This is a genomic window from Anaerorhabdus furcosa (assembly GCF_900167375.1).
GTDB lineage: Bacteria > Bacillota_I > Bacilli_A > Erysipelotrichales > Erysipelotrichaceae > Anaerorhabdus > Anaerorhabdus furcosa.
The window spans coordinates 260,651-283,856 of sequence record NZ_FUWY01000001.1 but is presented as its reverse complement, the minus strand read 5'-3'; the positions used below and the strand labels follow the sequence as shown (position 1 = coordinate 283,856).

Sequence of the window (23,206 nt, the reverse complement as noted above, 5' to 3'; positions counted from 1 at the left end):
ATATTAATTTGCATAGGTTAGTTTTAATTTGTTTGGATTATAATTGTTTGGCGATTTAATTGTATAAACTAAAGCATTGATTTCAACTTGATTTAATTGATTAGGTAATTTATTAAAGTAATGCAATGATGCTTCTTTAATACCATAGCAATCTTCACCAAAATAAATAATATTTACATACAATTCAAGGATTTCATCTTTTGTATAATTATTTTCTAAGTCAAATACGACAAACAATTCAGCAACTTTTCGTTCGTATTTTTTTTCGAAGGAAAAGTATAGATTCTTTGCAAGTTGTTGGGTAATTGTGCTACCACCTTCTTTTATCTTTCCAGCGGCTATATTTTTTACAAAAGCCCGTGTTAATGCAATAACATCCAAACCAAAATGTTCATAGAATCGATGATCTTCTGATTGAATAAGTGCGGCTAAGTAGTCAGGAGATATTTGATCAATTGTCACATAGTTTTCATTAGAACGTATCTCTTGGATCATTGTTGCTAGATCTTTTTCTTTAGTTGCGTTTTTATACATTGCATATCCATCATTAATGATAGGTGCACATAAACTCAATACAAATAACATGATAGCCATCACGGATAAGATAATTGCTCTTTTCATGGTATCACCACCTTTATGACTTTATTTTAAGGCAAAAGAAAAGTCAGCACCTTAATACTGACTTACACATAACTTACATTTTTGTCATTTATTTAATATGAGAGTTATTTCCTTTGGGTAGATGGGTGATTCTTGAATCATGGTTAGAATATAAGATTTAGTATCATCATCTTGTTCAATGAGCCAATTGTAGAAGTCAGAAGCTTTGAATTCATCTCTTACTTCATCAACATTTCCTGTAAAATAATAACAATTTAATATCCCTTTTACATCTTGCAAAGCCTTTACTTGCTCATCAGTAAATCCTTTTTCCTTAAAACGATCTACGCCTCGTGATGTACTTGCAAACTTAAAATATTCATAAGAGTAATCTTCAAAAGACAATAAGTCATCATTATCAGAATTGTCTTGTGCCCATAGTTCAATATCGACTTCGCTGGAAGTGTATTTGAAATTCTCAAATGGCTTATAATGGATATCACCATATTGATTTGTATACACCAACAAAGAGCTGGTACAAATATCAGTGATTGTTCCGTTTACTATTTCCTTTTGTGCAATTGTCTGAGCATGAAGGTGTCCACTTAAATTAATACGAATGTTTTGTTCATCGAATATACGTTGTGCTTTAAGGGTATTTAATAAAGTGTAACTAGAACTAAAGAAAGAATTATGTTGAATTAAACTATGATGGGTGGCACTAATAAGTTCTACTTCTTTTTCTTTTGCAAGAGCTCCAATTTCTTCAATCCAATCAAAAGTCTCTGATTTTATTTTCCCAGAAGATTCTGCACCTAGTGCTGAATTCTCATAATACATTGCAGTATCAAGCATGAGTATCCAAGCATTATCTCTCAATTCATAAACATAACTCAATGAATTTTCATCTTTGTATAGTGCATTACCATAACCACAATTTTCATAAATTGTTGCGAATTCTTCTGCTGATACAGTAGACGTATAAGTAGAAGGAGAACCATAGGTTCTTGATGATGGATTCATAATGTCATGATTTCCAGGGATAATTAAAGGTTGGATACCTTGTTGTACCAGTTGATCCAATTGTTTTGCTAACCATTGGTGAGATAATTTTTCACCATCTAAGGTTAAATCACCAGTAATGATGACATACTCAGGTTTCTTAATTAGCATCTCATCAATAAAAGCTTGAAGTATTTCACCTGAGTAATTAAGCAATCTACCATCACCAGAATTTAGTGATAAATCATTGTATAGTGTTTTATTTTCAACAAGACTTGGATCAATTACATGGATGTCAGTCGTAGTTACCATGTGAATTGTATCTGGAATGTTTTCTGCCTGAGGCTGACTGCATCCAAATAATGTAATTGTAAGTAAGATTAATAGTAGTTTTTTCATAGGTTTATTATAGGTGGTTTACAAATAAAAATCTACTAAAGTTTCCTCTAGTAGATTTTGTGACTATTGAATTGATTCAATCATGATGATGGCATTGTCTGCGTGTGAGAATGAAATTGTTTGACCAACTTTAATAAATGGTAAATGATCATCCAAAGTCACCATGGCTTTGTAGATATTTGAATCATCTTGTATTGTTAAATAATAGTATGTATTTCCATCAAGTACTAAACTTTGAATATCAGTTACAATTCCTGTTACTTTATCACCAACGACAAGTTCCGTATTAGTGGCTCCCATCATTTGTAAATAATCTTTAGCAGCAGTAACTAATCCAAGAGAACTGTCTGTTACTTTTACTTTTTGATAATCTTGTACATCAACAAATGCATAAGCTTTAACTAAGCCAGCACTATCTTTCAAAGAAGATAAATAAGTAGGACGATCATTTAAATTAATAAGAAGAGGGAAAGTTGAGATATATCCTTTTTCTTGAACTGCCCCCTGAGCTGATGCCATAGCACTAAATTCTTCTGCGCCTGGTACTGCATAATATTTAGTTTCCTTTGTACGTAAGTTGATTAAGATGAACCCGATGTTTGATTGATCTGCAGTTGCCGATGTAATACCAGTATAAACAAAGATATCTGTGTCATCTGCAAGATAAGTATAACCTTGAGTTGTTGTACGAACGTTCTTTTGACCAATGAAACTATTTAACCAACCATCTTGATATGACCCCCAAGAATTAGCTTGCTCGATCACAAGATTTGCAGGATAAACATGGTCAACCCATTTTGGAACATCTTTTACATCATAATATGTTGATGTACCATCAATTGGATTGGTTAGAATTGCACCCTTAATATCAGGTAACATTTCAATCCAACGAACTTTTAATACAGGTGTTATAAAATATGGATTACCATCATCATCAATTTCAAATACTGATGTAGATAATAACTCAGTTGGATATTGAAAACGAATGTGACGTTGCAAGTTGTCATTAAAGTATCCGCTAGTTACATATTTCATACCTTCAGGTAGTTTAATTAAACTTGCTTCTCCTGTTGTACTATCAACCATGATGTAACCAGGAATTCCTTCATTGCGATTACCAAACCATTTGAAGAACCCGTTATATTCCAATGGTGTAACACGTACAAGTCTTCCGTTATAACTTATTTGTGTATATTGATCAGATACTGCGAATTGTGAAATAAGCTCAGGAAGTTGTCCCATAACACGATCTCCAACTTTTTCAGTACTTGATTTATCCAACAAGGGAAGGTTGTTTAAATTAACAGGTTGAATGTCTTCTGCAAAATCACCAGTAGTTACTTCAAGACGATTTGCATAAGTCTTACTAATAAAGATAGGTGAGTTTAGTACACTACCAACAACTGCTACGATAATGATTGCTCCAACTGTTGCCATAAGGTAAAAAGAAGATTTGATTGTGGATAGCGGTTGGGTAAAATTAATACCAATCGTATAAACCATGTAAGTAATAAATAAAATCCCGCCAAAAATAATAAGTGAAGAATAGGATTGGATTGAAAGTGCAGGTAATAGAACATAGAAACATCCAAGCGATAAAACTAGAAATACAACGATAGCAATGAGTAAATTTTTGTTTTTCATAAAACCTCTTTCTATTTTACTTCTTTTTATCTAGTAAGAAATGAATGACTCCAAGTACGAGTAAACATCCAACAATCATACCAGACGCATCGATAAACATATCACCGATTTCACAAGATCTTCCTGGAGTGAACTTTTGAATAAGTTCATCTGTGATAGGTACCAAGAAGAAAACTGTAAAATTGACTACGCTAGATTGAAACAATGGTTTTGTCTTAACTGCATACATAATGAGTATTCCAAGAATAGCATACTCAGTAAAATGTGCTGACTTTCTAATCATGAGGTGTAAGAAATCGTAATCCATTTGAACATGAATAGAATTGAATCCATTGAGAATAATATTTGTAATATCACTACTTAATGCCTTTGATGATACAGCAGGGGTTAAGGAATTCATAAAGATAAAACAAATCATTAAGATTACTAGTACCCAACAGTTGCTTCGAATGAATTTCATACTTGCCTCCTACTCGTAATGTATTCTAACATATTTATCATTAAAAGTTTATGTTATAATAGTCCAGTAAGTTTGAGGTGGATAATGAAGGTCAAAATAAGAAATACTTTTTTAATATTGTTAGGAAATTTTTTACTAGCGTTAGCGGTAGGATTTTTCATATTGCCATATAATATTTTATCAGGAGGCGTTGCAGGGATTGCTGTAGCACTTCACTCTTTTATTCAAATTCCTACTGATGTAATGGTTAATGCGTTGGTTATTGGATTGTTCTTTGTGGGTTGGATTTTATTGGGGAAAGATTTTGCGATTAAAACAGTAGTGAGTTCATTTGTTTATCCGGTTTTTCTAACTCTAATTTCTTCATTTTTAACACCACCAGCGAATCTTGATCCAATACTAGCTTCACTCTATGGAGGACTTATTGCAGGAGTTGGAATTGGACTTGTAATTCGAACTGGTTCAAGTACTGGGGGTATGGATATACCACCACTAGTTGTACACAAGTATACAAATATATCCATTGCAAAATTAATTTTGATTACGGATTTCTTAACTGTTCTATTGGGATTATTTGCATACAATTTAGAAACTGTTTTGATTGGTATTATTTCTGTCTTTACAACAAGCTATGCAATCGATAAGGTTTTGGTTGTAGGAGGACAGGAATCAAAATCAGTACAAATTATTTCGGCAGAATATGATAAAATTTCAAAAGAAATTCATGATAAGTTAAATCGCGGTACGACAATAACTCTTGCACGTGGTGGTTATACCAATGATGAAAAGAATGTAGTACTTGCAGTAGTGTCACAAAATCAATATCCACAACTCATTGATATCATCAATGAAATAGATCCAAAGGCATTTATTATTACTACGGATACAACTGACGTCCATGGGGAAGGTTTTAGTTTTGGATACCGTGTTTAAAATGGTTGTGATATAATATGTTAGTTAGGAGATAGTGAGATGATTACTTTAGCTGGTGTTAGTAAAACATATAAAAATGGTGTAAATGCTTTGTATGATATTAATCTTGAAATCAAACAAGGTGAATTTGTCTATATTATTGGACCAACAGGTTCAGGTAAATCAACTTTAATTAAACTTCTTGATGGAGAAGAAGTACCTACAAAAGGAAATGTTGATGTTGTAGGAATCAATGTGGGGAAATTGAAACATTCTCGTGTACCTTTGTATAGGAGAAATATTGGAGTTGTTTTCCAAGACTTCCGTTTGTTGGAAGCGAAAACAGTTTTTGAAAATATATCCTATGCATTAGAAGTAATAAATATGAAAAAAGATATTATCCGTCATCGTGTAAGACAAGTAATGAATCTTGTAGGACTTGATGATAAAGGAAGTTCATTTCCGAATGAACTATCAGGGGGGCAACAACAACGTGTGGCTATCGCACGTGCAATTGCTAATAAACCGAAAGTATTAATTGCGGATGAACCAACTGGAAACTTAGATCCAGTAAAATCAGATGAGATCATGACACTTCTTGAAAAGATAAATCGTGAAGAAGGAACAACAATCCTCATGGTTACTCACGATATCACGCTTGTAAATAAGCATCGTAAAAGAACGATCGTATTAGAAAATGGTCATGTTGCTGCGGACTTATCTGAAGGAGGCTATATTAAACATGTTCAGTAGATTTATTCGACATATTAAAGAAGGCTTCTTTGGAGTAGGACGACATGCAGCAATGTCAATTTCATCAGCATCGGCAGTTACAATTACTTTAATTATTATTAGTATCTTTGTTATTTTTACAGTCAATGTAAACTCAATGACGAATAAAATCGAAGGGGATGTACAAATCTCTGTCATGATTGATTATAACTATGAGTCACAGGAAAATATTGATCGCATCGGATTAGCGATAAAAGAACTTCCAGGAGTTGATGTTGTAACATTCTCAAGTAAAGAAGAAGAATTGAATTTCTTTATTGATAGTTTTACAGATGAGCATGAAAAAGAAATCTTTGAATCTTATCGAGAAGATAATCCAATGCATAATGCGTATTATGTAAAAATAAAAGATGGAAATGATCTACAAGCATTGAAAACACAAATTGATGCAATTGAAGGTGTTGCGAATTCTAACTATGGTGGAGAAAGTTCTGTCATGTTAGTCGATGCACTTGGTTCAGTTAGAACAGGTGGCTTTGTCATCGTAGTTGCATTAAGTTTACTTGCAATATTCTTGATTCAAAATACAATCAAAGTAACAATCTTAGCACGTGCTAACGAAATTGCCATTATGCGAAATGTTGGCGCTAAGAATGGATTTATACGAGCACCATTTGTGGTAGAGGGTATGATTATTGGAGCATTAGGGGCAATCATTCCAATCTTCGCTACCATCTTTGGATATATCTTTGCATATTCCAAATTAAACGGTATCTTAATCTCAAGTATGTTCATCATGATACCGCCACATCCGTTTGTATTACAAATTTCATTGTTATTAGTAGGGGTAGGAATGTTAGTTGGATTAATTGGTAGTTTCTTGTCAGTTACTAAATACTTGAGGTGGAAGAGATAATGAAAAAGTTAATTAAATTAATGTTAAGTTCCTTGATGATTCTAGGAATAGTAGTACCAGTAATAGCTGAAGAAGATTTTTCTAACTCAGCTGAATGGGTTGCGAAATGTTCGCGTGATGATTTGACAGCAGAAGAAAAAACTTCGTGTCAAGCTTTCGCGGATTACTATAGTAATAGTTCAAGTGGGTTACGTGAAGAACTTGCAGCAATTGAAGCTGAAAGAGAAGCAATTTCAAAAGATATTGAGAAATATGGAAGAGAAATTGCAGGGTATAATGCAAAAATCGCTACATTGAATGCAGAAATCGCTGCACTAAATGAACAAATTTCAGTTAAAACAGAAGAGATAACTGCAAAAGAAGCTGAAATTGTTCAAAAAGAAGCAGAAATTGAAGCATTAAAACAAAAAATGAAAGACCGTATGGTTGCAAATCAATCAACGATGCGTTTGAATCAATACATTGATATCGTTATGGGTGCAAAAGATTTAAATGACCTAGTTCGTAGAACGAATGGATTAAGTGATATTGCGAGTTATGATGATAGTGTTAAGGAAAGTTTAAAAGCTTTAATTGATGAATTAACAGTAGCAAAAGCACAACTTGAAGAAGATAAAGCACAACTTGAAGTTGATAAAGCTGATGTGGTGACAAAGCAAAATGAAATTATGGTTATGAAACGTCGTGCAGAAATAGCAAAAGAAGAGTCACAAAAGAAGGAAGCAGAACTTGAAGCAGCAGGTAACCGTATCGCAGGTAACCTTGAACAAATCAAAAAAGATTTAGCTGCAATGTCTGCATCACTTGATAATATTCCAAGTTCTTCAGGATTTGTAAGACCAGTAAGTGGTGGAAGAATCTCAGCGGGAACATGGGCATATCCTGATGGAGGAACTCACCTAGGTACAGACTTTGCACCAGGAGCTGGAGTTGCGATTCGTGCTGCAGGTAATGGTGTTATTATCAAGAGTGCAGATGGTTGTCCATCAACTGGTGGAATGGGAAACAGTTGTGGTGAGGCACAAGGTGGAAGCCGAGGTGGTGGTAACCAAGTGTATTTACTTACTAGAATTGATGGTACTCTTTACGCAATCAAATATCTTCATATGCAACAAGGATCACCAATTGCACAAAATACGATTGTAAATGCAGGTGATACAATTGGACGAGTAGGTAGTTCAGGGAACTCATCTGGAAATCATTGCCATGTTGAAGTATTTAAACTAGGTTCAATGTCAATTAATGAATACATTTCATCTTGGAATGGTGACTTAGCATTTGGAGCTGGCTGGGGTAATACCGGATTAAGTACTACCTGTGCAAATCGTGGAGCACCATGCCGCGTAAGACCAGAAGAAGTATTTTAATAAAAACAAGGAGGCAGATTGTCTCCTTTTGTTGTGATTTATGATAAAATAGGTAGCGTGAGGTAAAAATATATGAGTAATGAAGAAGAAAAAGATGACGATAAAAAAGTTCGAATTAAATTAGAACGTCATATATGGCCAGATGAAGCAGAAAAGAAGGAACAAAAATTCCAAAGACGATTGTTCACGGTTTTTATAGTTGTAAGTATGATTTTTGTTTTTGTTGTGGGATGGCTAATTGGGAATGCAAAAGTAATACAAATCAATCCAACAACTCAAGAAAAGCAACAGTCTAAAATTGATTATGTCATGGATCTACTAGAAAATAATTGGTATTTTGCGAAAGATGATCCAGATATTCAAGAACATTTGATGGATCGTGCATTATATGGAATGGCAACAAGTGAAGAGGATCCACATACAACATATTTTTCAAGTGATGAGTTACAAAATTTCACGCAATCAATTAATATGAACTTTGTAGGAATTGGTGTTCAATTTACAACCAATGAAGGAGTTTATTTAATTAATCGTGTATTCAAGAATTCTCCAGCAGAAAAAGCAGGTGTATTACCTGGTGATATTATAAATAAAATAGATGGTGTATCTGTTGAAGGATTAACAACTGATGATATTAAAGACAGAGTTCGTGGTGAATCAGGGACAAATGTTTCAATTGAATTCTTAAGAGGTGGAAAACCAGTTACCCTTGATATTAGCAGAGCAGAAGTAAATGGAACCACCTATGGAAAAATGCTTCAAGATGATATTGGTTATTTAGAAATATATGGTTTTGGAGATTCAACAGGATATGAAGTGGAAGCATATTTAGATGAAATGAAAGATGCAGGCATGAAGAAGCTTGTGATTGATTTAAGAGACAATGGTGGAGGCTACTTAGACGCATTTGTTGATGTTGTAAGTTTCTTTGTTGATAAAGATGTTGTCGTTATGAAACAAGAATATGCAAATGGAAGCGTTCAAGAAACACTTTCACTTGGTGGTAAATACGATAATATTGAAGATATTGTAATTCTTATTAATGAACAAACTGCAAGCGCATCAGAAGTATTGACAATCGCATTACAAGAATTAAGAGATAATGTAACTGTTATGGGTACAACAAGTTATGGTAAAGGTACTGTCCAAATAACACAACCATTTACTGATGGATCAGCTTTAAAATATACTTCATCGAAATGGTTATCACCAAGTGGAGTTTCAATTGATGGTGTAGGAATTAAACCAGACATTGAAGTTAAACTACATGATATTCTATATGAAGCCTACTTACCAATGGAAGAAACAGATTCATTTACAGTTGATCAAGTATCAAATTATGTGCGTATTTTACAAGAAGGTTTAGACTATTTAGGATATTCTGTAAATCGTACAGATGGATACTTTGATGAATCAACATTAACTGCGCTTAAACAATTTGAGAAAAACTTGAACATAACACAAGATGGTATTTTAGACAAAGGTACATTTGAGGCTATAGTTTCATCGGTAGTTAAAGAGTACTCACTCAATGAAGCTAAAGATGCACAATTGAATGAAGCAATTAATGTACTAAAAGAAAATCAGTAGCAAAGCTAGAGTAATCTAGCTTTTCTTGTGTTATCATAAAAAGACATTGAGGTAATGAAAATGAAGGATCTAATAATTAGAAAAGCACTAGAAGAAGATAGGGAAGCGATTGCATTAATCAGTGCAAGAGCTTTTAATAATGATTGGAAATTATTAAGTACAGATGAAAATAAAATAGCTAGAATATTAGCACCAGGTGTATTTATTGATGTTTATGATGTCGCTATTGTGAATCAAAAGATTGTTGGATTTATATCACTTGTTACAAAGAATGAGAGAGCACAATATATTAAAGAAAAAGTATTTCAAAAAGAAGTTGGTTTCTTTAAAGGATATGCAATGGCAATGATGTTAAAGAAAGAATTTGAAGAACCACTTCATTTTAATACTGATCAAGTCTATGTTGATATTTTGGGGGTTGATCCTGACTTCAATCATCAGGGAATAGGGAGTCAATTATTGCAACATACAATTGAAAATAATAAACAAAAAGAAATAAGTTTAAAAGTAACGAGTATCAATGAAAATGCGATAAATTGTTATACAAAGAAGGGGTTTCATGAATTTAAAAGAGAAAAAGTGAAATATCCAAAACAAATGGGATTTGATGAATTTATCTATATGAAAAGATAACTCTTATCACTTGAATATAATTCATGTATATTCTATAATTATGTGCTAGAATAGTAAGGGAGGGCATAAAAATGAGTGAACACAAATTTGAATTAGTATCAAAATATAAGCCTACCGGAGATCAGCCCCTAGCGATTAAAGAACTCGTTCAAGGGATTAGAGATGGAAAACATGAACAAGTTCTTTTGGGTGCAACAGGCACAGGGAAGACGTTTACAATCGGAAATGTAATTGAACAAATTAATAAACCAACTCTTGTATTTGTGCACAATAAAACACTTGCAGGACAATTATATTCAGAATTCAAGGAATTATTTCCAAATAATCGAGTTGAATACTTTGTTTCTAACTTCGATTTTTATCAACCAGAAGCTTACATGCCAAAAACAGATACTTATATTGAAAAGAACTCGATGACCAATGATGAATTAGATATGTTACGTATGGCGGCGTACAATTCAGTACTTGAAAGAAGAGATACAATAATCGTTGCGTCTGTTGCATGTATTTATGCATCAAGTGATCCTGAACAATATAAAGGCATGTTTTTTACAATTCGTGTTGGTGAAAGAATCGAAAGACAAGCTTTGCTTAGGAAATTAATTGAAAGACAATATCAAAGAAATGATATAGATAACCAAAAAGGAACGTTTAAAGTGCGTGGCGATGTTGTAGAAATAACATTAGGGCATACGGATCAATTTGCGTTACGAATAGAAATGTTTGATGATGAGATTGAGAGAATATTAGAAGTGGATCCATTAACAGGAAAAATTATTAATGGCTATACAGTGTATATTATTTTCCCAGCAACAGGCTATGCAAGACCAAAAGAAAATATGTTAAGAGCGTGCAATGAAATCGAAGAAGAGATGAGAGCACGAGTTAAAGAGTTGCAAAGCCAAGGAAAACTTCTAGAAGCACAACGACTTGAGCAACGCTGTACATTTGATATTGAAGCTTTAAGAGAGTTTGGAGTATGTCCTGGAATAGAAAACTATTCAAGAGAAATTGATAATAGAAAACCAGGAGAGAGACCATTCAATCTATTCGACTATTTTCCAAAGGATGATTTCTTACTAGTTGTTGATGAAAGTCATGTGTCATTACCGCAAATAAGAGGAATGTATAACGGTGATCGAGCAAGAAAAGAAACACTTGTAGAATATGGATTTAGACTTCCAAGTGCTTTAGATAATCGACCAATGAGATTTAGTGAGTTCGAGGAAATATTCCCTCAAGCAATTTATGTATCTGCAACACCAGGTGATTATGAGTTGCAAAAAGTAAACAACAAGTTTACAGAACAAATTATTCGTCCAACAGGTCTACTTGATCCTGAAATATTTATCCGCCCAACAAGAGGACAAATTGATGATATAACAGATGAAATCAATGCACGTATCGAGAAGAATGAACGTGTTTTAATCACAACATTAACTGTGAAGATGGCAGAAGATTTAACGGATTATTTGAAGAAAAGTGAATACAAAGTTGCTTATCTTCATCATGAAACTCAAACACTGGAACGTATTGAAACAATTCGTGATTTAAGACGTGGTAAGATTGATGTCCTTGTTGGAATCAACTTGTTACGTGAAGGTCTTGATATTCCAGAGGTATCTTTGGTTGTTATATTGGATGCCGATAAAGAAGGATTCTTACGTTCACAACGTTCATTAATACAAACGATTGGACGTGCTGCACGTAATGCACATGGTCAAGTTATTATGTATGCAGATCGAATCACAAATTCAATGCAACTTGCAATTGATGAAACAAATCGTCGTAGAAAAATTCAAGAAGATCATAATATTAAATATGGAATAACACCTACAACGATTAAAAAAGATATTCAAGAAGCTGTTCATGGCAAAGAAACACAAGAAATGGCAGCGAAGTTTATTAAGAAGAAATCTAAAGTTGGTAAGAAAGAAAAACAAGAATTGATTGCTAATTTAGAAAAAGAAATGAAGGATGCTGCAAAAGTCCTTGATTTCGAGAGAGCTGCAGAATTAAGAGACATTTTAATTGAAATAAAAGGCGAATAAAATGCAATTAAACAGATGTGAAAAATCATCTGTTTTTAATTTATATTTTTTCATCTTCCCTAAATCTTAAGAAATTATGAATATTTACTCTAGTGGGTGGCAATGACTATCTAAATCATGTAGAATAGAAAAGAAGTGAGGGCAATGTATGACGAATAAAAAAGATTTCTTAAGTTCACTTGCAGAAGAACTTGAAGATGAAAAAAAAGGTGTTGAGCGCGATGATTTTGATATCTATCAAGTCTCAAACAATAAGGGTGATGAATTAAGAAGTTATAAAAATCAAGACTATGATTTTCCACATGAAAAATCTACATCTAGCAATACAGCACCTAAACCTGCTCCACAACCAACTAAACAAGTTGTTAGTGAGCCTGTAAAAAAACCAACAGCAGCACCAACAGCAGCACCAGCACCAACAGCAGCACCAAGGAAAGCTTCATTAAGAGATGGAAAAGGACCAAATAGTTTCCACGAAGAAAAGCTTGAAAAAATTGAAAAGAAACCTTTCAAATTAGATCCGAAATTATTGATTGCAGGAATTGTTGCATTAGTAGCAATTGGAGTAGCAGTTTGGTATTTTGTATTTGCACCTAAAATTCCAATGCCTAATTTTGTAGGACAAACAATTAATGATGTAGGAGCTTGGGCAAAACAAAACAATATTTCAACTTCAAATATTATTATGAATACAGAATTTAGCATGGAATATGATAAAGATGTAATTATATCTCAAGATAAAACAGCTGGTTCAAAGATTAAAGATACAACACCTTTAACATTTGTAGCATCTAAAGGTGCGAATCCAGAGGATCCTGTTGATTTCCCAGATTTAATGAATATGAACTATTCAGAAATTAAAGATTGGATTGAAACCAACAAACTATCTAAAACAAAAATTAATACGCAATACAATACGATTGTAGAAAAAGATCAAGTGATTAATTTCGAATTAAAAACAGGTACTGAAAGTAGTTTTACTAGAGGTGCAACACTAACAATTAATATTTCTAAAGGACCTGCACCTGCTGGAACTGTAGCAATGGAAAACTTTGTAGGAAAAACATTTGCTGAATTTGAAGCTTGGGCTACTACAAAAAAATTAGTTGTTCAAAAAACTGAAGTATATAGTGATACTGTTGAAACAGGAAAAATCATTTCTCAAGGAACTAAAGTAGGTGATAGCGTTGAAGAAGGAGCAACAGTTACTGTAGTTGTTTCTAAAGGAAAAGCTGTTAAGATTCCTAACTTAGTTGGTTATACAAAAGAAATGCTTGAAGTTTGGGCAGCAACACCAGAGAATAAAGTAACAATTGTTAAGAAAGAACGTTATAACAGTGCAGCAGAAGGAACAGTGGTTGAGCAATCAATAAAGGCTGGTTCTGCAGTTGATGCAGGAACAGTGCTTGAACTTACTATCTCGATTTATATGCCTCAACTTGAGACAAATAGCCGTGCTTGGTATGGTAAGGATTATCTCGAGTTAACAAAATGGGTAGATGATGCAAATGGTAAAGGTGCTAACTTAGCAACTGGTGCATGGGATGGTCAAGTATGTAGTGATGAATACCCAACACCTGGTCAAATCATTAGTTATCGTTGTTTAGATGGAAATGGTAATCAAATTGATACAAGTGCAAATGGGTGTGCAAGACCATTGCCACTAAATGCGAAGATTGCAATGAAGACTTCAACTGGAGCTTGTACTGTAAAACCAACACCAACACCAACGCCTGAAAATAAATCATTTACATATACTGGTCAAAACTTCTCAATGTTTGAAGCGTTATGTAAAGCAAATGGTGTGAATCTAAGCGTGGTTGGTACAATAGATGGAGCAAGTACAGCATACAAATTACTTTCTTCTGATGGAGTGACTGTAATTAACACGAATACAGAATTGACTGAAGGAATGTCGGTAATAGCTTCAAATTAGTATAAAAAGAAAGAGGATAAAACATGAACTTTTTGAATCGTGCTTGGCGTTATGTAACGCGTAAGATGTCTAAATCAATTCTATTAGGAATCACATTCTTCATGATTGGAAATCTAGTATTGATTGGTTTGGGAATTAGCGATGCAGCAAATAACGCTAAAACATTAACACGTAGATCAATGCGTGCGGTTGTTAACTATGAGGTTGATAACCAAAAATTCTGGGAATATACAGATTCATTAGAGTCTGATGAAGAAAGAACTGAAGCATACAAGAACTATCCAAAAATTGAAAAAGAAATAGCACTTAAAATGGCAAAAGATGAAAGAGTGAAAGCAATGAATTACTCTGCATCATCACCAATGTATTCTCAAGGCTTTGATAATGTTCCACTTGGAAATGAAGAAAAGAAAGCTGAAAATGGTGGAGGAGGAGCCGTCGTGATGCAAGATGGCACTCAAATGGAATATGTTGAGCCAAACATCATGATACAAACAAATATTGTTCCAGAGACTATTGAGTTTGTGGAAGGTACGAATACGATTGTGGATGGAAGAATGTACAATCAAAATGATATTGATAATGCAAGTCCAGTTGCAGTAATAACTAAAGAGCTAGCAGATGTAAATGGTTTATCAGTTGGAGATACAATTACGTTGTCAAGTACTGATAAGAATCAAATGGAATATTTGTTAACAATGGGTATTACAGAAGAAATGACAAAAATGGATTTAGAAATTATTGGTATTTATAATACTAAAGCTGATGTTGATCCAAATGATCAAAGATTTGATTGGATGTCTGCTTATGAATCTCCAAAGAATTTTGTATTAATTCCTGGATCAACATACGCACAATTCAACTATGCATCATCAAAGGCATCATATGATTACTATGTATCTCAAGGAAATAGTGATATGTATGGTGAAGAGCCAACAGTTGAAACTTCATATTATGCAAATAAAGTTGTTTATTTATTAAATGAGCCATTAAAAGTAGATTCATTTGTAGATGATTACAAATCAGAATTAAAAGACTATACTTTCTTAAATGCAAACAATGAACAATTCAAAAAATTAGCAAAACCATTAGATACATTATCACTATTCGCAAATGTTATCGTCTGGATTGTTACATTAAATGCAGTAGTAATCATTTCATTAGTTACTGCATTAACATTAAAAACACGTGAATTTGAAATTGGTGTTCTATTGTCTCTTGGTGTAAGTAAGGTTAAGGTTGTTCTGCAGATGTTTGTGGAACTATTAATTGTAGCATTCCTTGGATTTACACTGGCAGTTGGAACAGGTAGTTTAATTGCAGGTCAAGTAGGAAAAATGGTATTAGACTTCCAACAAAGTAATACAGAAGAAGAAATTACTACCGATGACAATTATTATTCTTGGGTAGGTGATCAAAATTACTTTACTGAGATTAGTCAGGATCAATTACTAGAGAATTATAATGTATCAATTAGTGTTTGGATTATTTTACAAATCTATGCAATGGGTGTTGCGGTTGTCTTTATTAGTATCGTAGTTCCATCTGCAATGATTATGAGATTAAATCCAAAACAAATCTTGTTGGCATAGGAGGAAACCATGGGAACAATATTAAAAGTAGAAAACATAAACTATGGATATGTAGATGGTGGTTACCGTCGTGAAATCCTTAAAGATTTAAGTTATGACTTCGAAGAAGGTAAATTTTATACAATCCTTGGTCCATCAGGTTCTGGTAAAACAACATTACTTAGTATTCTAGCGGGTCTTGATAAACAAGAATCAGGAACTGTTTATTATGCAGGTGAATCTTTAGAAAAGCTTGGCTTATATAAGTATAGAAGAAATAAAATTGGTGTAGTATTCCAAGCATATAACTTAGTTCAATACTTAACAGGTATTGAAAATATTGAACTTGCCATGACAGAAACTGATAACGAAGTACCTAAAAATCGAAAAGAAATAGGATATGCTTTATTAGAAAAATTTGGAATTGTAAAATCAAAAGCTGATCGTTTAGTTACTCACCTATCAGGAGGAGAACAACAACGTATTGCGATTGCGCGTGCACTAGCTTCTAATGTAGATTTAATCTTTGCGGATGAACCTACAGGGAATTTGGATACTGCAACAGAGCAAGAAATTATACAAATCTTTAGAATGTTAACTGAAAAATTTAATAAAACAGTTATCGTTGTAACACACAGTAATGAAGTTTCAAAATTATCTGATCATCGTGTATTTCTACAAGATGGCAAATTACAAGACATTGACTAAGAAGTGAAATTTCACTTCTTTTTCTTTTATGAAAATTAAGTTTGTGTTTAGAAGTTCTTAATATTTATCAAATAAAATAATTGTATAAGGTGGTAGATAGATATGAACTATTTGAAAAGAGCAATATTGTATTGTAAAAGAAAAACATCGAAGTCAATTATTTTAGGAATTACTTTTTTCATGATTGGTAATTTAGTTTTAGTAGGGTTAGGAATAAGTAATGCTGCAGAAAATGCTAAAAAAATAACACGTGATAAGATGCGCGCTGTTGTAAATTATGAAATTGATTATGATTCTTTCTGGAAAGAAATGGATAAACTAGAATCCGATGAAGAAAGAACAGAATTTAATAAAAATATGCCAAGAGTTAATAATGAAAATGTAAAGAAAATGATGGCAGATGAACGAGTATCAGCAGTAAATCAACTTACTAGTACAATGGTATATTCCATAGGAATAGAAAATGTGCCTGTAGGTAATGAAAATAAGAAAAATGAAAATTCATCAGGAGCAAGTTATGATGCAATTACTGGTAAAGAATATGTATATCAAGAAGCAAATTTATTTTTGATGGCTAATGCCTATCCAAACATGATTGAGTTTGAAGATGGTACATTTACCTTGGAACAAGGAAGAATGTATACACAAGATGATATGGATAATTCAAATCGTGTTGCCTTAATTACAAAAGAGTTGGCAGAGGTAAATGGTTTACAAATAGGTGATACATTTAAATATGTTATGTTTCAAAATGATCAATTAGAACAATATAAAACAACGATGGGACTTACAGATCAAGATTGCATCATGGAAGTAGAAATTATTGGTATCTACTCAACCAAAAATGATGTAGATCCAAATTCTGACCAATTTGATTGGATGGCACCTTATGAGTCACCTAAAAATGTAATTTTGCTTCCATTAACAGCATATGCAGATTATAGTTATAATTTGATTTCTAAAGTGTATGACTATTTTGTAAGCACAGGGAATTTCTCAATGATAGAAGGTCAGGAAAGACCTGTAATAGAAGATTATTTAGTTACAAATAAAGCAACTTTCTTATTGAAAAGTGCAGAAAATATTGAATCTTTTGTAAGTGATCATCAATCACTTGAGGAACAATTTATAAAATTCAATTCAAACGAAAAAGAATTTAAGGAATTGGCAAAACCATTGGATACACTTTCATTCTTTGCGAATGTTATCGTATGGATTGTAGCGATAAATGCAGTTGTCATTATATCATTAGTTACAGCTCTTACATTGAAAACACGTGAATTTGAAATCGGTGTACTTTTGTCATTGGGTGTTAGTAAAGTAAAAGTAGTCATGCAATTGTTTGCAGAATTACTAATTGTAGCTTTTCTTGGATTTACATTGGCAGTTGGAACTGGAAGTTTAATTGCAGGAAAAGTTGGAGAACTGGTCTTGGATTATCAACAAAGTAATACTGAAGAAGAAATTCAAACAGATGTTACTTATGGCGGAATTTGGGATCAAGACTATTTTACGAGGATTAGCCAAGATGAACTATTAGAGAATTATAATGTATCGATTGAGCCATTGCTTATCATTGAAATCTATGGATTGGGAGTACTTGTTGTATTTATAAGTATATTAATTCCATCTATTATGATTATGCGTTTAAATCCAAAGAGAATCATGTTGTCGTAGGAGGATAAAATGAATATAAAATTAAAAATAGATCATATAAGCTATGGATATGTTGATGGTGGATATCGAAGAGAAATACTAAAAGACTTAAGTTATGAATTTGAAGAGGGAAAGTTTTATACAATTCTTGGTCCATCAGGAAGCGGTAAAACTACACTACTCAGTATTCTTGCAGGATTAGATTCACAGGAAAGTGGAAATATTTATTTTGATGATGCAGATATTAAACAATTGGGTTTGTATAAATATCGCAGAAATAAAATTGGTGTAGTGTTTCAAGCTTATAATTTGATTCAGTATTTAACTGGTATCGAAAACATTGAAGTAGCTATGCTCGAAACAGATAATGAAATGCCAAAAAACCAAAAGGAAATTGGTTATGCATTACTGGATAAGTTTGGGATTGTACAATCAAAAGCAGATCGTTTAGTAACACATTTGTCTGGTGGAGAGCAACAACGGATTGCGATTGCTCGTGCATTAGCGTCCAATGTAGATTTGATTTTTGCAGATGAACCAACAGGAAATCTAGATACCGCAACAGAAAGTGAAATCATTCATATCTTTAAAATGTTAACAGAAAAGTTTGGTAAAACGGTTATTGTTGTTACACATAGCAATGAAGTTTCTAAACTTTCAGATCATCGAGTATTTCTACAAGATGGCAAATTGATAGATTTAAAGTAAGAAACGGGTATAAATCCGTTTTTTTTCTTGTTATAATGTAAGTATGGGTTTTACAAGTGTGTAGGAGAGGTGTCGTGTGAAGAAGAATTCATCTAAAATATTTCGGTGGATATTAGCTATTTCTATAATCTTAGGAACTCTTTTTGTAGTAGGTATATGGATTGTAGAATCTACTAAAGATGACTTAGATAAACAAAATGAGCAATTTTTAAATGAAATAGCAGTTTTAAATGCGAATGCACTTGATAAAATGGTGAAGCAAGAATTAGATAAACTAGAATCTATATCCAATATTGCAGGACACATTGAAGAGTTTAGTATAGAAAACGTATTAGAGATTTTATCAATGGAAGATGATAGAACTAGTTTCAAACGACTTGCGTTTATCTCTTTGGATGGTATTGCAAGTACTACAGATAATATGACATTTACATCGAAAGATAGACAATATTTTAAAATAGCACTTGAAGGTAAAAGCAATGTATCGGATCAATTGATTGATCGAGTAGATGGATTACCAATAAATGTATATGCAACACCATACTATTGGCAAGGTGAATTAAAAGGAGTAATCTTTGCAACTAATTCTCCAGATATATTTTCTGATTTAATTAGTACAAGTACATTTGGTGATTATGGTTACTCTTACATTATTGATGATGCAGGGACAATCATTACTCATTCGAAGTTGAATGAAGAATCAACTGCAGGATTAAATCTATATACACTTCTAAAAGAAGAAGGCAATAATGCTGAAATAATTGATAAGTATAAAGAAGATATTAAAAAACATGAACAAAATGTTATTGAATATGAGCACAATGGACAAAAGTTATTGGCGACATTTGCCGCATCAAAAATAAATAATTGGTCCGTTGTAACTGCTGTACCAAAATCTGTTGTTATGGATTATACCAATCGTTTGGTAATAAGAAATATTATTAGCGTAACAGTTTCGATTCTTTTGTTTAGCTGTTTGTTAATTGCGATTGTATTTATGGAGTATCGAAACAAAAAGAAATTAGAGAATCTAGCTTATACAGATCCACTTCTTCATTGTAATAATTTGAACAAGTTTAAATTATTAGTAGAAGATAAGTTGAAAAATTACAAATCTGGATTATATATGGTTAGAGTAGATGTTGATAATTTTAAAATGATTAATGACATGTATGGTTATACTGAGGGTGACTTTATTTTATTTAAGATGGAGAAACTTATTTCTAAAATATTAACGAAGGAAGATTTATATTGTCATGAATCTGGTGACAATTTTATGTGCTTACTAATGTGTAATTCAGATGAGGAAGTTCTTAAAATGGGTGTTGAATTTAGAGCACGGTTAAGAGAAGAATTAATTCAGGCAGATAAGCAATATAAAGTAAATGTAACAACAGGTATTTATAAGGTGCCTGCTAATGAAAAAGATATTGGATTAATTATGGACAGAGCAACCATGGCTCATCAAGATGCAAAAGCGATGGAGTCTGAACGTAAATTCTGTTTCTATACGGAAACAATGAGAGAAAATGCAATTAATGAAAAAGAAATAGAAAACGTTATGTATGAAGCTCTAAATAGTGGGCAATTTAAAGCATACTTACAATCTAAAGTAGATATAAATACTGGAAAAATGGTTGGAGCAGAAGCTTTAGTACGTTGGATTAAAGATGGAAAAATTATTCCACCAAATGAATTCTTACCATTATTTGAAAAGAATGGATTCATTGTAAATATTGATTTATTTGTCTTAGAAGAAGTATGTAAGATGCAAAGAGAATGGATATCAATGGGATTAACACCATTACCGATTTCAGTAAATCAATCGAAAGCTTTAGTGTATAGCGAAGGTTATGTAGAACGCTTAGAGTCAATTATTAACAAATATGATTTACCACCACATCTTGTAGAGTTAGAATTACTTGAAACGATTATTCATGAAGATATCGAAAATTTCTCTAAGATATGTAAAGAATTAAGATTAAAAGGATTCCTTATCTGTATTGATGATTTTGGAAGTGGCTATTCATCCTTCAATTTATTAAAGGACATTGAAGCTGATGTATTAAAGGTAGATAGAGGTTTCTTGACTGATGCAGAAGATAGTAAACGAGTTGAGTTTGTATTGAGCAATATTATCTCACTTGCTAAGGGCTTAGATATGTCAGTGGTTGTTGAAGGTGTTGAGACGATTGAGCAAGTAAACTTATTAAAAGAACTTTCTTGTTATGTTGCTCAAGGCTTCTATTATGCAAAACCAATGCCAAAAGAAAAGTATGAAGAACAATTAAAAAACAATTAAAAGTAAGAAAGCACTCAAAGGTAAGGAGTGCTTTCTTTTGTATTGCTACTATGCAAATGAATGAAAAATAAAGATTTGTTGAATTATAACTCTGATATAACCTAGATATGAAAAAATAAGGTTGCATATAAAGTGAGGTAATAAGTAATGAAAAAAAATACATCGGTCAATGGAACTATTCGAAAGTAACAAAAGAAATGCTTACTACTTTTAGCAATCGATAATGAATGGATGAGATATATAGTTAATATAAACGGTATATCTTTTTCTTTTAAGAATTATCTTGATTACAAAGTAACTAAGTAATGATAAAATAGTAATAGAAAGAGGTGTCTTATGGATGAATTAAAACTATTACATGTGTTAGAAAATGATCCTCGTATATCAATTACTGATTTAGCGGATATTCTAAACGAAACAGAAGAAGTAGTTGTTCGTACAAAACGCCGTCTTGAAGACGAAAAAATTATTTGTGGATATCACACAGTAATTAATTGGGACAAGACGAATCGTGATCACTGTATGGCAATTATTGAGGTTGGTGCGCAACCGGAACGTGAAAGTGGTTATGATAATGTCGCCGCGGAAATCTCAAAATACCCTGAAGTTTCTAGTCTATATTTAATGAGTGGTAAAAGTGAATTCATGGTTGTAATTCAAGGAAAAACAATGCGTGAAGTTGCGGATTTCGTTGGTCAAAAGTTAGCACCAATTGAAGGTGTTAAACATACAATTACATGTTTCGTTCTTAAACAATATAAAGTAGAAGGTGTCGTAGTAACAGAAGATGAAGAGCCTGTTAAACGATTGATTGTTACTCCATGAGTGGAGCAAAATACTTAAATAAATTGATTCAAGAAATTCCTCCTTCAGGTATTCGTAAATACTTTGACATGGCAAGTCAAATGGAAGGAGTAGTATCGTTAGGGGTAGGGGAACCAGATTTTCAAACACCTTGGCATATTCGTGAAGAAGCAATTTATGCAATTAAAAGTGGTAAAACATTTTACACGAGTAATGTGGGTTTACCAGAGTTAAGAAAAGAAATATGTAAGTATTATCAACGTCGTTTTGGTGTTTCGTATGATTGGCAAAATCAATGTATGATAACCGTTGGTGGATCAGAAGCTATTGATATTGTTATGCGAACATTATTAGATCCAGGAGATGAAGTAATACTACTTCAACCTGGATATGTGGCTTATGAACCATTAGTTCGTCTTGCAGGTGGAACACCTGTCATCATTGAACTAAAAGAAGAAAATCATTTTAAATTAACAAAAGAGGCATTGGAAAATGCAATTAGTGATAAAACAAAAATTTTATTCTTAAATTTCCCAGGTAATCCTACAGGTGGGGTTATGAATAAGGAAGATTATGAAGAATTAATCCCGCTTATTAAAGCGCATGACCTAGTAGTATTAACGGATGAGATTTATGCAGAATTATCTTATGGAGATAAATTTTGTACAATTTCATCTTTTGAAGAAATTAAAGAACAAGTTATCATCATCAATGGATTCTCTAAAGCTTATTCTATGACAGGATGGCGTATTGGTTATTTATTAGCGGATGCGGATATTATCAAATCAATGAATAAAGTTCACCAATATTGCATCATGTGTCCATCAACGATTAGTCAGTATGCGGCAGTAGAAGCTGCGGCTAAAGGAGATAATGATTGTGATGTTCATCGTGAATCATTTGAAGGTAGACGAAACTTTATCGTAAATGGTTTAAATCGTATTGGATTGAAATGCCATTTACCTGAAGGAGCATTTTATGTATTCCCAAACATTACATCTACAGGTTTAACATCAGATGAATTCTGTGAGAAATTACTTCAACAAGAAAAAGTTGCAGTTGTGCCAGGTTCAGCTTTTGGTAAATGTGGAGAAGGATATGTAAGAATTTCTTATGCTTATAGTATTGATGAAATTAAAGAAGCATTAGAAAGAATGGAAAGATTCTTAAATTCATTGAAATAATTGTGAAGGTAGAAGGATGAGAAAAATCTCA

Annotated in this window: 19 protein-coding genes; 15 read left to right on the top strand and 4 right to left on the bottom strand. The window is 32.7% G+C overall.

Features of this window, described 5'->3' with window-relative positions; all coding sequences use genetic code 11:
- Positions 1–3: 3 nt before the first annotated feature.
- From B5D14_RS01450 to B5D14_RS01435, 4 genes are all read right to left on the bottom strand, one after another.
- Positions 4–621 carry a biosynthetic peptidoglycan transglycosylase gene (locus B5D14_RS01450; protein WP_078710803.1) on the bottom strand — a complete coding sequence of 206 codons (618 nt, stop codon included), beginning with the start codon at positions 619–621 and terminating at the stop codon, positions 4–6.
- An 84-nt stretch (positions 622–705) separates the two neighbouring features.
- A complete protein-coding gene (locus B5D14_RS01445; protein ID WP_078710802.1) occupies positions 706–2,001 on the bottom strand; it encodes a metallophosphoesterase in 1,296 nt (431 codons plus the stop codon).
- Between the two features lie 63 nt (positions 2,002–2,064).
- The gene (locus B5D14_RS01440; RefSeq protein ID WP_078710801.1) at positions 2,065–3,645 is read right to left on the bottom strand and encodes a hypothetical protein; all 1,581 of its coding nucleotides are present in this window, start codon (positions 3,643–3,645) and stop codon (positions 2,065–2,067) included.
- 16 nt (positions 3,646–3,661) lie between these two features.
- Positions 3,662–4,105, bottom strand: coding sequence for a VanZ family protein (locus tag B5D14_RS01435; RefSeq protein WP_078710800.1), 444 nt, complete (start codon positions 4,103–4,105; stop codon positions 3,662–3,664).
- An 84-nt stretch (positions 4,106–4,189) separates the two neighbouring features.
- On the opposite strand from B5D14_RS01435, the gene B5D14_RS01430 reads away from it, so the two are divergent.
- The 15 genes from B5D14_RS01430 (at position 4,190) to B5D14_RS01360 (ending at position 23,175) form a co-directional block, all read left to right on the top strand.
- Positions 4,190–5,038, top strand: coding sequence for a YitT family protein (locus tag B5D14_RS01430; protein ID WP_078710799.1), 849 nt, complete (start codon positions 4,190–4,192; stop codon positions 5,036–5,038).
- A 39-nt stretch (positions 5,039–5,077) separates the two neighbouring features.
- On the top strand, positions 5,078–5,770 hold the full coding sequence (gene ftsE, locus B5D14_RS01425; RefSeq protein ID WP_078710798.1) for a cell division ATP-binding protein FtsE: 693 nt from the start codon (positions 5,078–5,080) through the stop codon (positions 5,768–5,770).
- Positions 5,760–6,665: a permease-like cell division protein FtsX gene (ftsX, locus tag B5D14_RS01420; protein ID WP_078710797.1), complete on the top strand. Its 906-nt coding sequence runs from the start codon at positions 5,760–5,762 to the stop codon at positions 6,663–6,665. The genes ftsE and ftsX overlap by 11 nt, the downstream gene beginning before the upstream one ends.
- Positions 6,665–8,032 carry a murein hydrolase activator EnvC family protein gene (locus B5D14_RS01415; RefSeq protein ID WP_078710796.1) on the top strand — a complete coding sequence of 456 codons (1,368 nt, stop codon included), beginning with the start codon at positions 6,665–6,667 and terminating at the stop codon, positions 8,030–8,032. The genes ftsX and B5D14_RS01415 overlap by 1 nt, the downstream gene beginning before the upstream one ends.
- A gap of 72 nt (positions 8,033–8,104) precedes the next feature.
- Positions 8,105–9,622, top strand: coding sequence for a S41 family peptidase (locus tag B5D14_RS01410; RefSeq protein WP_078710795.1), 1,518 nt, complete (start codon positions 8,105–8,107; stop codon positions 9,620–9,622).
- A 60-nt stretch (positions 9,623–9,682) separates the two neighbouring features.
- Positions 9,683–10,255 carry a GNAT family N-acetyltransferase gene (locus tag B5D14_RS01405; protein ID WP_159443681.1) on the top strand — a complete coding sequence of 191 codons (573 nt, stop codon included), beginning with the start codon at positions 9,683–9,685 and terminating at the stop codon, positions 10,253–10,255.
- 71 nt (positions 10,256–10,326) lie between these two features.
- Positions 10,327–12,306, top strand: a complete 1,980-nt coding sequence (gene uvrB / locus B5D14_RS01400) for an excinuclease ABC subunit UvrB (protein ID WP_078710793.1) — start codon at positions 10,327–10,329, stop codon at positions 12,304–12,306.
- A gap of 148 nt (positions 12,307–12,454) precedes the next feature.
- Entirely contained in the window at positions 12,455–14,242 is a 1,788-nt protein-coding gene (locus tag B5D14_RS01395; protein WP_078710792.1) for a PASTA domain-containing protein, read from the top strand.
- A 23-nt stretch (positions 14,243–14,265) separates the two neighbouring features.
- A complete protein-coding gene (locus B5D14_RS01390) occupies positions 14,266–15,834 on the top strand; it encodes an ABC transporter permease (RefSeq protein WP_078710791.1) in 1,569 nt (522 codons plus the stop codon).
- 9 nt (positions 15,835–15,843) lie between these two features.
- Positions 15,844–16,521, top strand: a complete 678-nt coding sequence (locus B5D14_RS01385; RefSeq protein ID WP_078710790.1) for an ABC transporter ATP-binding protein — start codon at positions 15,844–15,846, stop codon at positions 16,519–16,521.
- A 102-nt stretch (positions 16,522–16,623) separates the two neighbouring features.
- A complete protein-coding gene (locus tag B5D14_RS01380) occupies positions 16,624–18,198 on the top strand; it encodes an ABC transporter permease (RefSeq protein WP_078710789.1) in 1,575 nt (524 codons plus the stop codon).
- Positions 18,199–18,207: 9 nt separating this feature from the next.
- Positions 18,208–18,885 carry an ABC transporter ATP-binding protein gene (locus B5D14_RS01375; RefSeq protein ID WP_078710788.1) on the top strand — a complete coding sequence of 226 codons (678 nt, stop codon included), beginning with the start codon at positions 18,208–18,210 and terminating at the stop codon, positions 18,883–18,885.
- Positions 18,886–18,961: 76 nt separating this feature from the next.
- Positions 18,962–21,187: a bifunctional diguanylate cyclase/phosphodiesterase gene (locus B5D14_RS01370; RefSeq protein WP_078710787.1), complete on the top strand. Its 2,226-nt coding sequence runs from the start codon at positions 18,962–18,964 to the stop codon at positions 21,185–21,187.
- A gap of 336 nt (positions 21,188–21,523) precedes the next feature.
- Positions 21,524–22,012 (top strand): Lrp/AsnC family transcriptional regulator, encoded by a 489-nt coding sequence (locus B5D14_RS01365; RefSeq protein ID WP_078710786.1) that lies wholly within the window; start codon positions 21,524–21,526, stop codon positions 22,010–22,012.
- Positions 22,009–23,175 carry a pyridoxal phosphate-dependent aminotransferase gene (locus B5D14_RS01360; RefSeq protein ID WP_078710785.1) on the top strand — a complete coding sequence of 389 codons (1,167 nt, stop codon included), beginning with the start codon at positions 22,009–22,011 and terminating at the stop codon, positions 23,173–23,175. The genes B5D14_RS01365 and B5D14_RS01360 overlap by 4 nt, the downstream gene beginning before the upstream one ends.
- Positions 23,176–23,206: the final 31 nt, after the last annotated feature.

Excerpts from the sequence above, each read along its gene's own strand:
- B5D14_RS01450 (WP_078710803.1), bottom strand. The coding sequence starts at position 621 with ATGAAAAGAGCAATTATCTTATCCGTGATGGCTATCATGTTATTTGTA.
- B5D14_RS01445 (WP_078710802.1), bottom strand. The coding sequence starts at position 2,001 with ATGAAAAAACTACTATTAATCTTACTTACAATTACATTATTTGGATGC.
- B5D14_RS01440 (WP_078710801.1), bottom strand. The coding sequence starts at position 3,645 with ATGAAAAACAAAAATTTACTCATTGCTATCGTTGTATTTCTAGTTTTA.
- B5D14_RS01435 (WP_078710800.1), bottom strand. The coding sequence starts at position 4,105 with ATGAAATTCATTCGAAGCAACTGTTGGGTACTAGTAATCTTAATGATT.
- B5D14_RS01430 (WP_078710799.1), top strand. The coding sequence starts at position 4,190 with ATGAAGGTCAAAATAAGAAATACTTTTTTAATATTGTTAGGAAATTTT.
- ftsE (WP_078710798.1), top strand. The coding sequence starts at position 5,078 with ATGATTACTTTAGCTGGTGTTAGTAAAACATATAAAAATGGTGTAAAT.
- ftsX (WP_078710797.1), top strand. The coding sequence starts at position 5,760 with ATGTTCAGTAGATTTATTCGACATATTAAAGAAGGCTTCTTTGGAGTA.
- B5D14_RS01415 (WP_078710796.1), top strand. The coding sequence starts at position 6,665 with ATGAAAAAGTTAATTAAATTAATGTTAAGTTCCTTGATGATTCTAGGA.
- B5D14_RS01410 (WP_078710795.1), top strand. The coding sequence starts at position 8,105 with ATGAGTAATGAAGAAGAAAAAGATGACGATAAAAAAGTTCGAATTAAA.
- B5D14_RS01405 (WP_159443681.1), top strand. The coding sequence starts at position 9,683 with ATGAAGGATCTAATAATTAGAAAAGCACTAGAAGAAGATAGGGAAGCG.
- uvrB (WP_078710793.1), top strand. The coding sequence starts at position 10,327 with ATGAGTGAACACAAATTTGAATTAGTATCAAAATATAAGCCTACCGGA.
- B5D14_RS01395 (WP_078710792.1), top strand. The coding sequence starts at position 12,455 with ATGACGAATAAAAAAGATTTCTTAAGTTCACTTGCAGAAGAACTTGAA.
- B5D14_RS01390 (WP_078710791.1), top strand. The coding sequence starts at position 14,266 with ATGAACTTTTTGAATCGTGCTTGGCGTTATGTAACGCGTAAGATGTCT.
- B5D14_RS01385 (WP_078710790.1), top strand. The coding sequence starts at position 15,844 with ATGGGAACAATATTAAAAGTAGAAAACATAAACTATGGATATGTAGAT.
- B5D14_RS01380 (WP_078710789.1), top strand. The coding sequence starts at position 16,624 with ATGAACTATTTGAAAAGAGCAATATTGTATTGTAAAAGAAAAACATCG.
- B5D14_RS01375 (WP_078710788.1), top strand. The coding sequence starts at position 18,208 with ATGAATATAAAATTAAAAATAGATCATATAAGCTATGGATATGTTGAT.
- B5D14_RS01365 (WP_078710786.1), top strand. The coding sequence starts at position 21,524 with ATGGATGAATTAAAACTATTACATGTGTTAGAAAATGATCCTCGTATA.
- B5D14_RS01360 (WP_078710785.1), top strand. The coding sequence starts at position 22,009 with ATGAGTGGAGCAAAATACTTAAATAAATTGATTCAAGAAATTCCTCCT.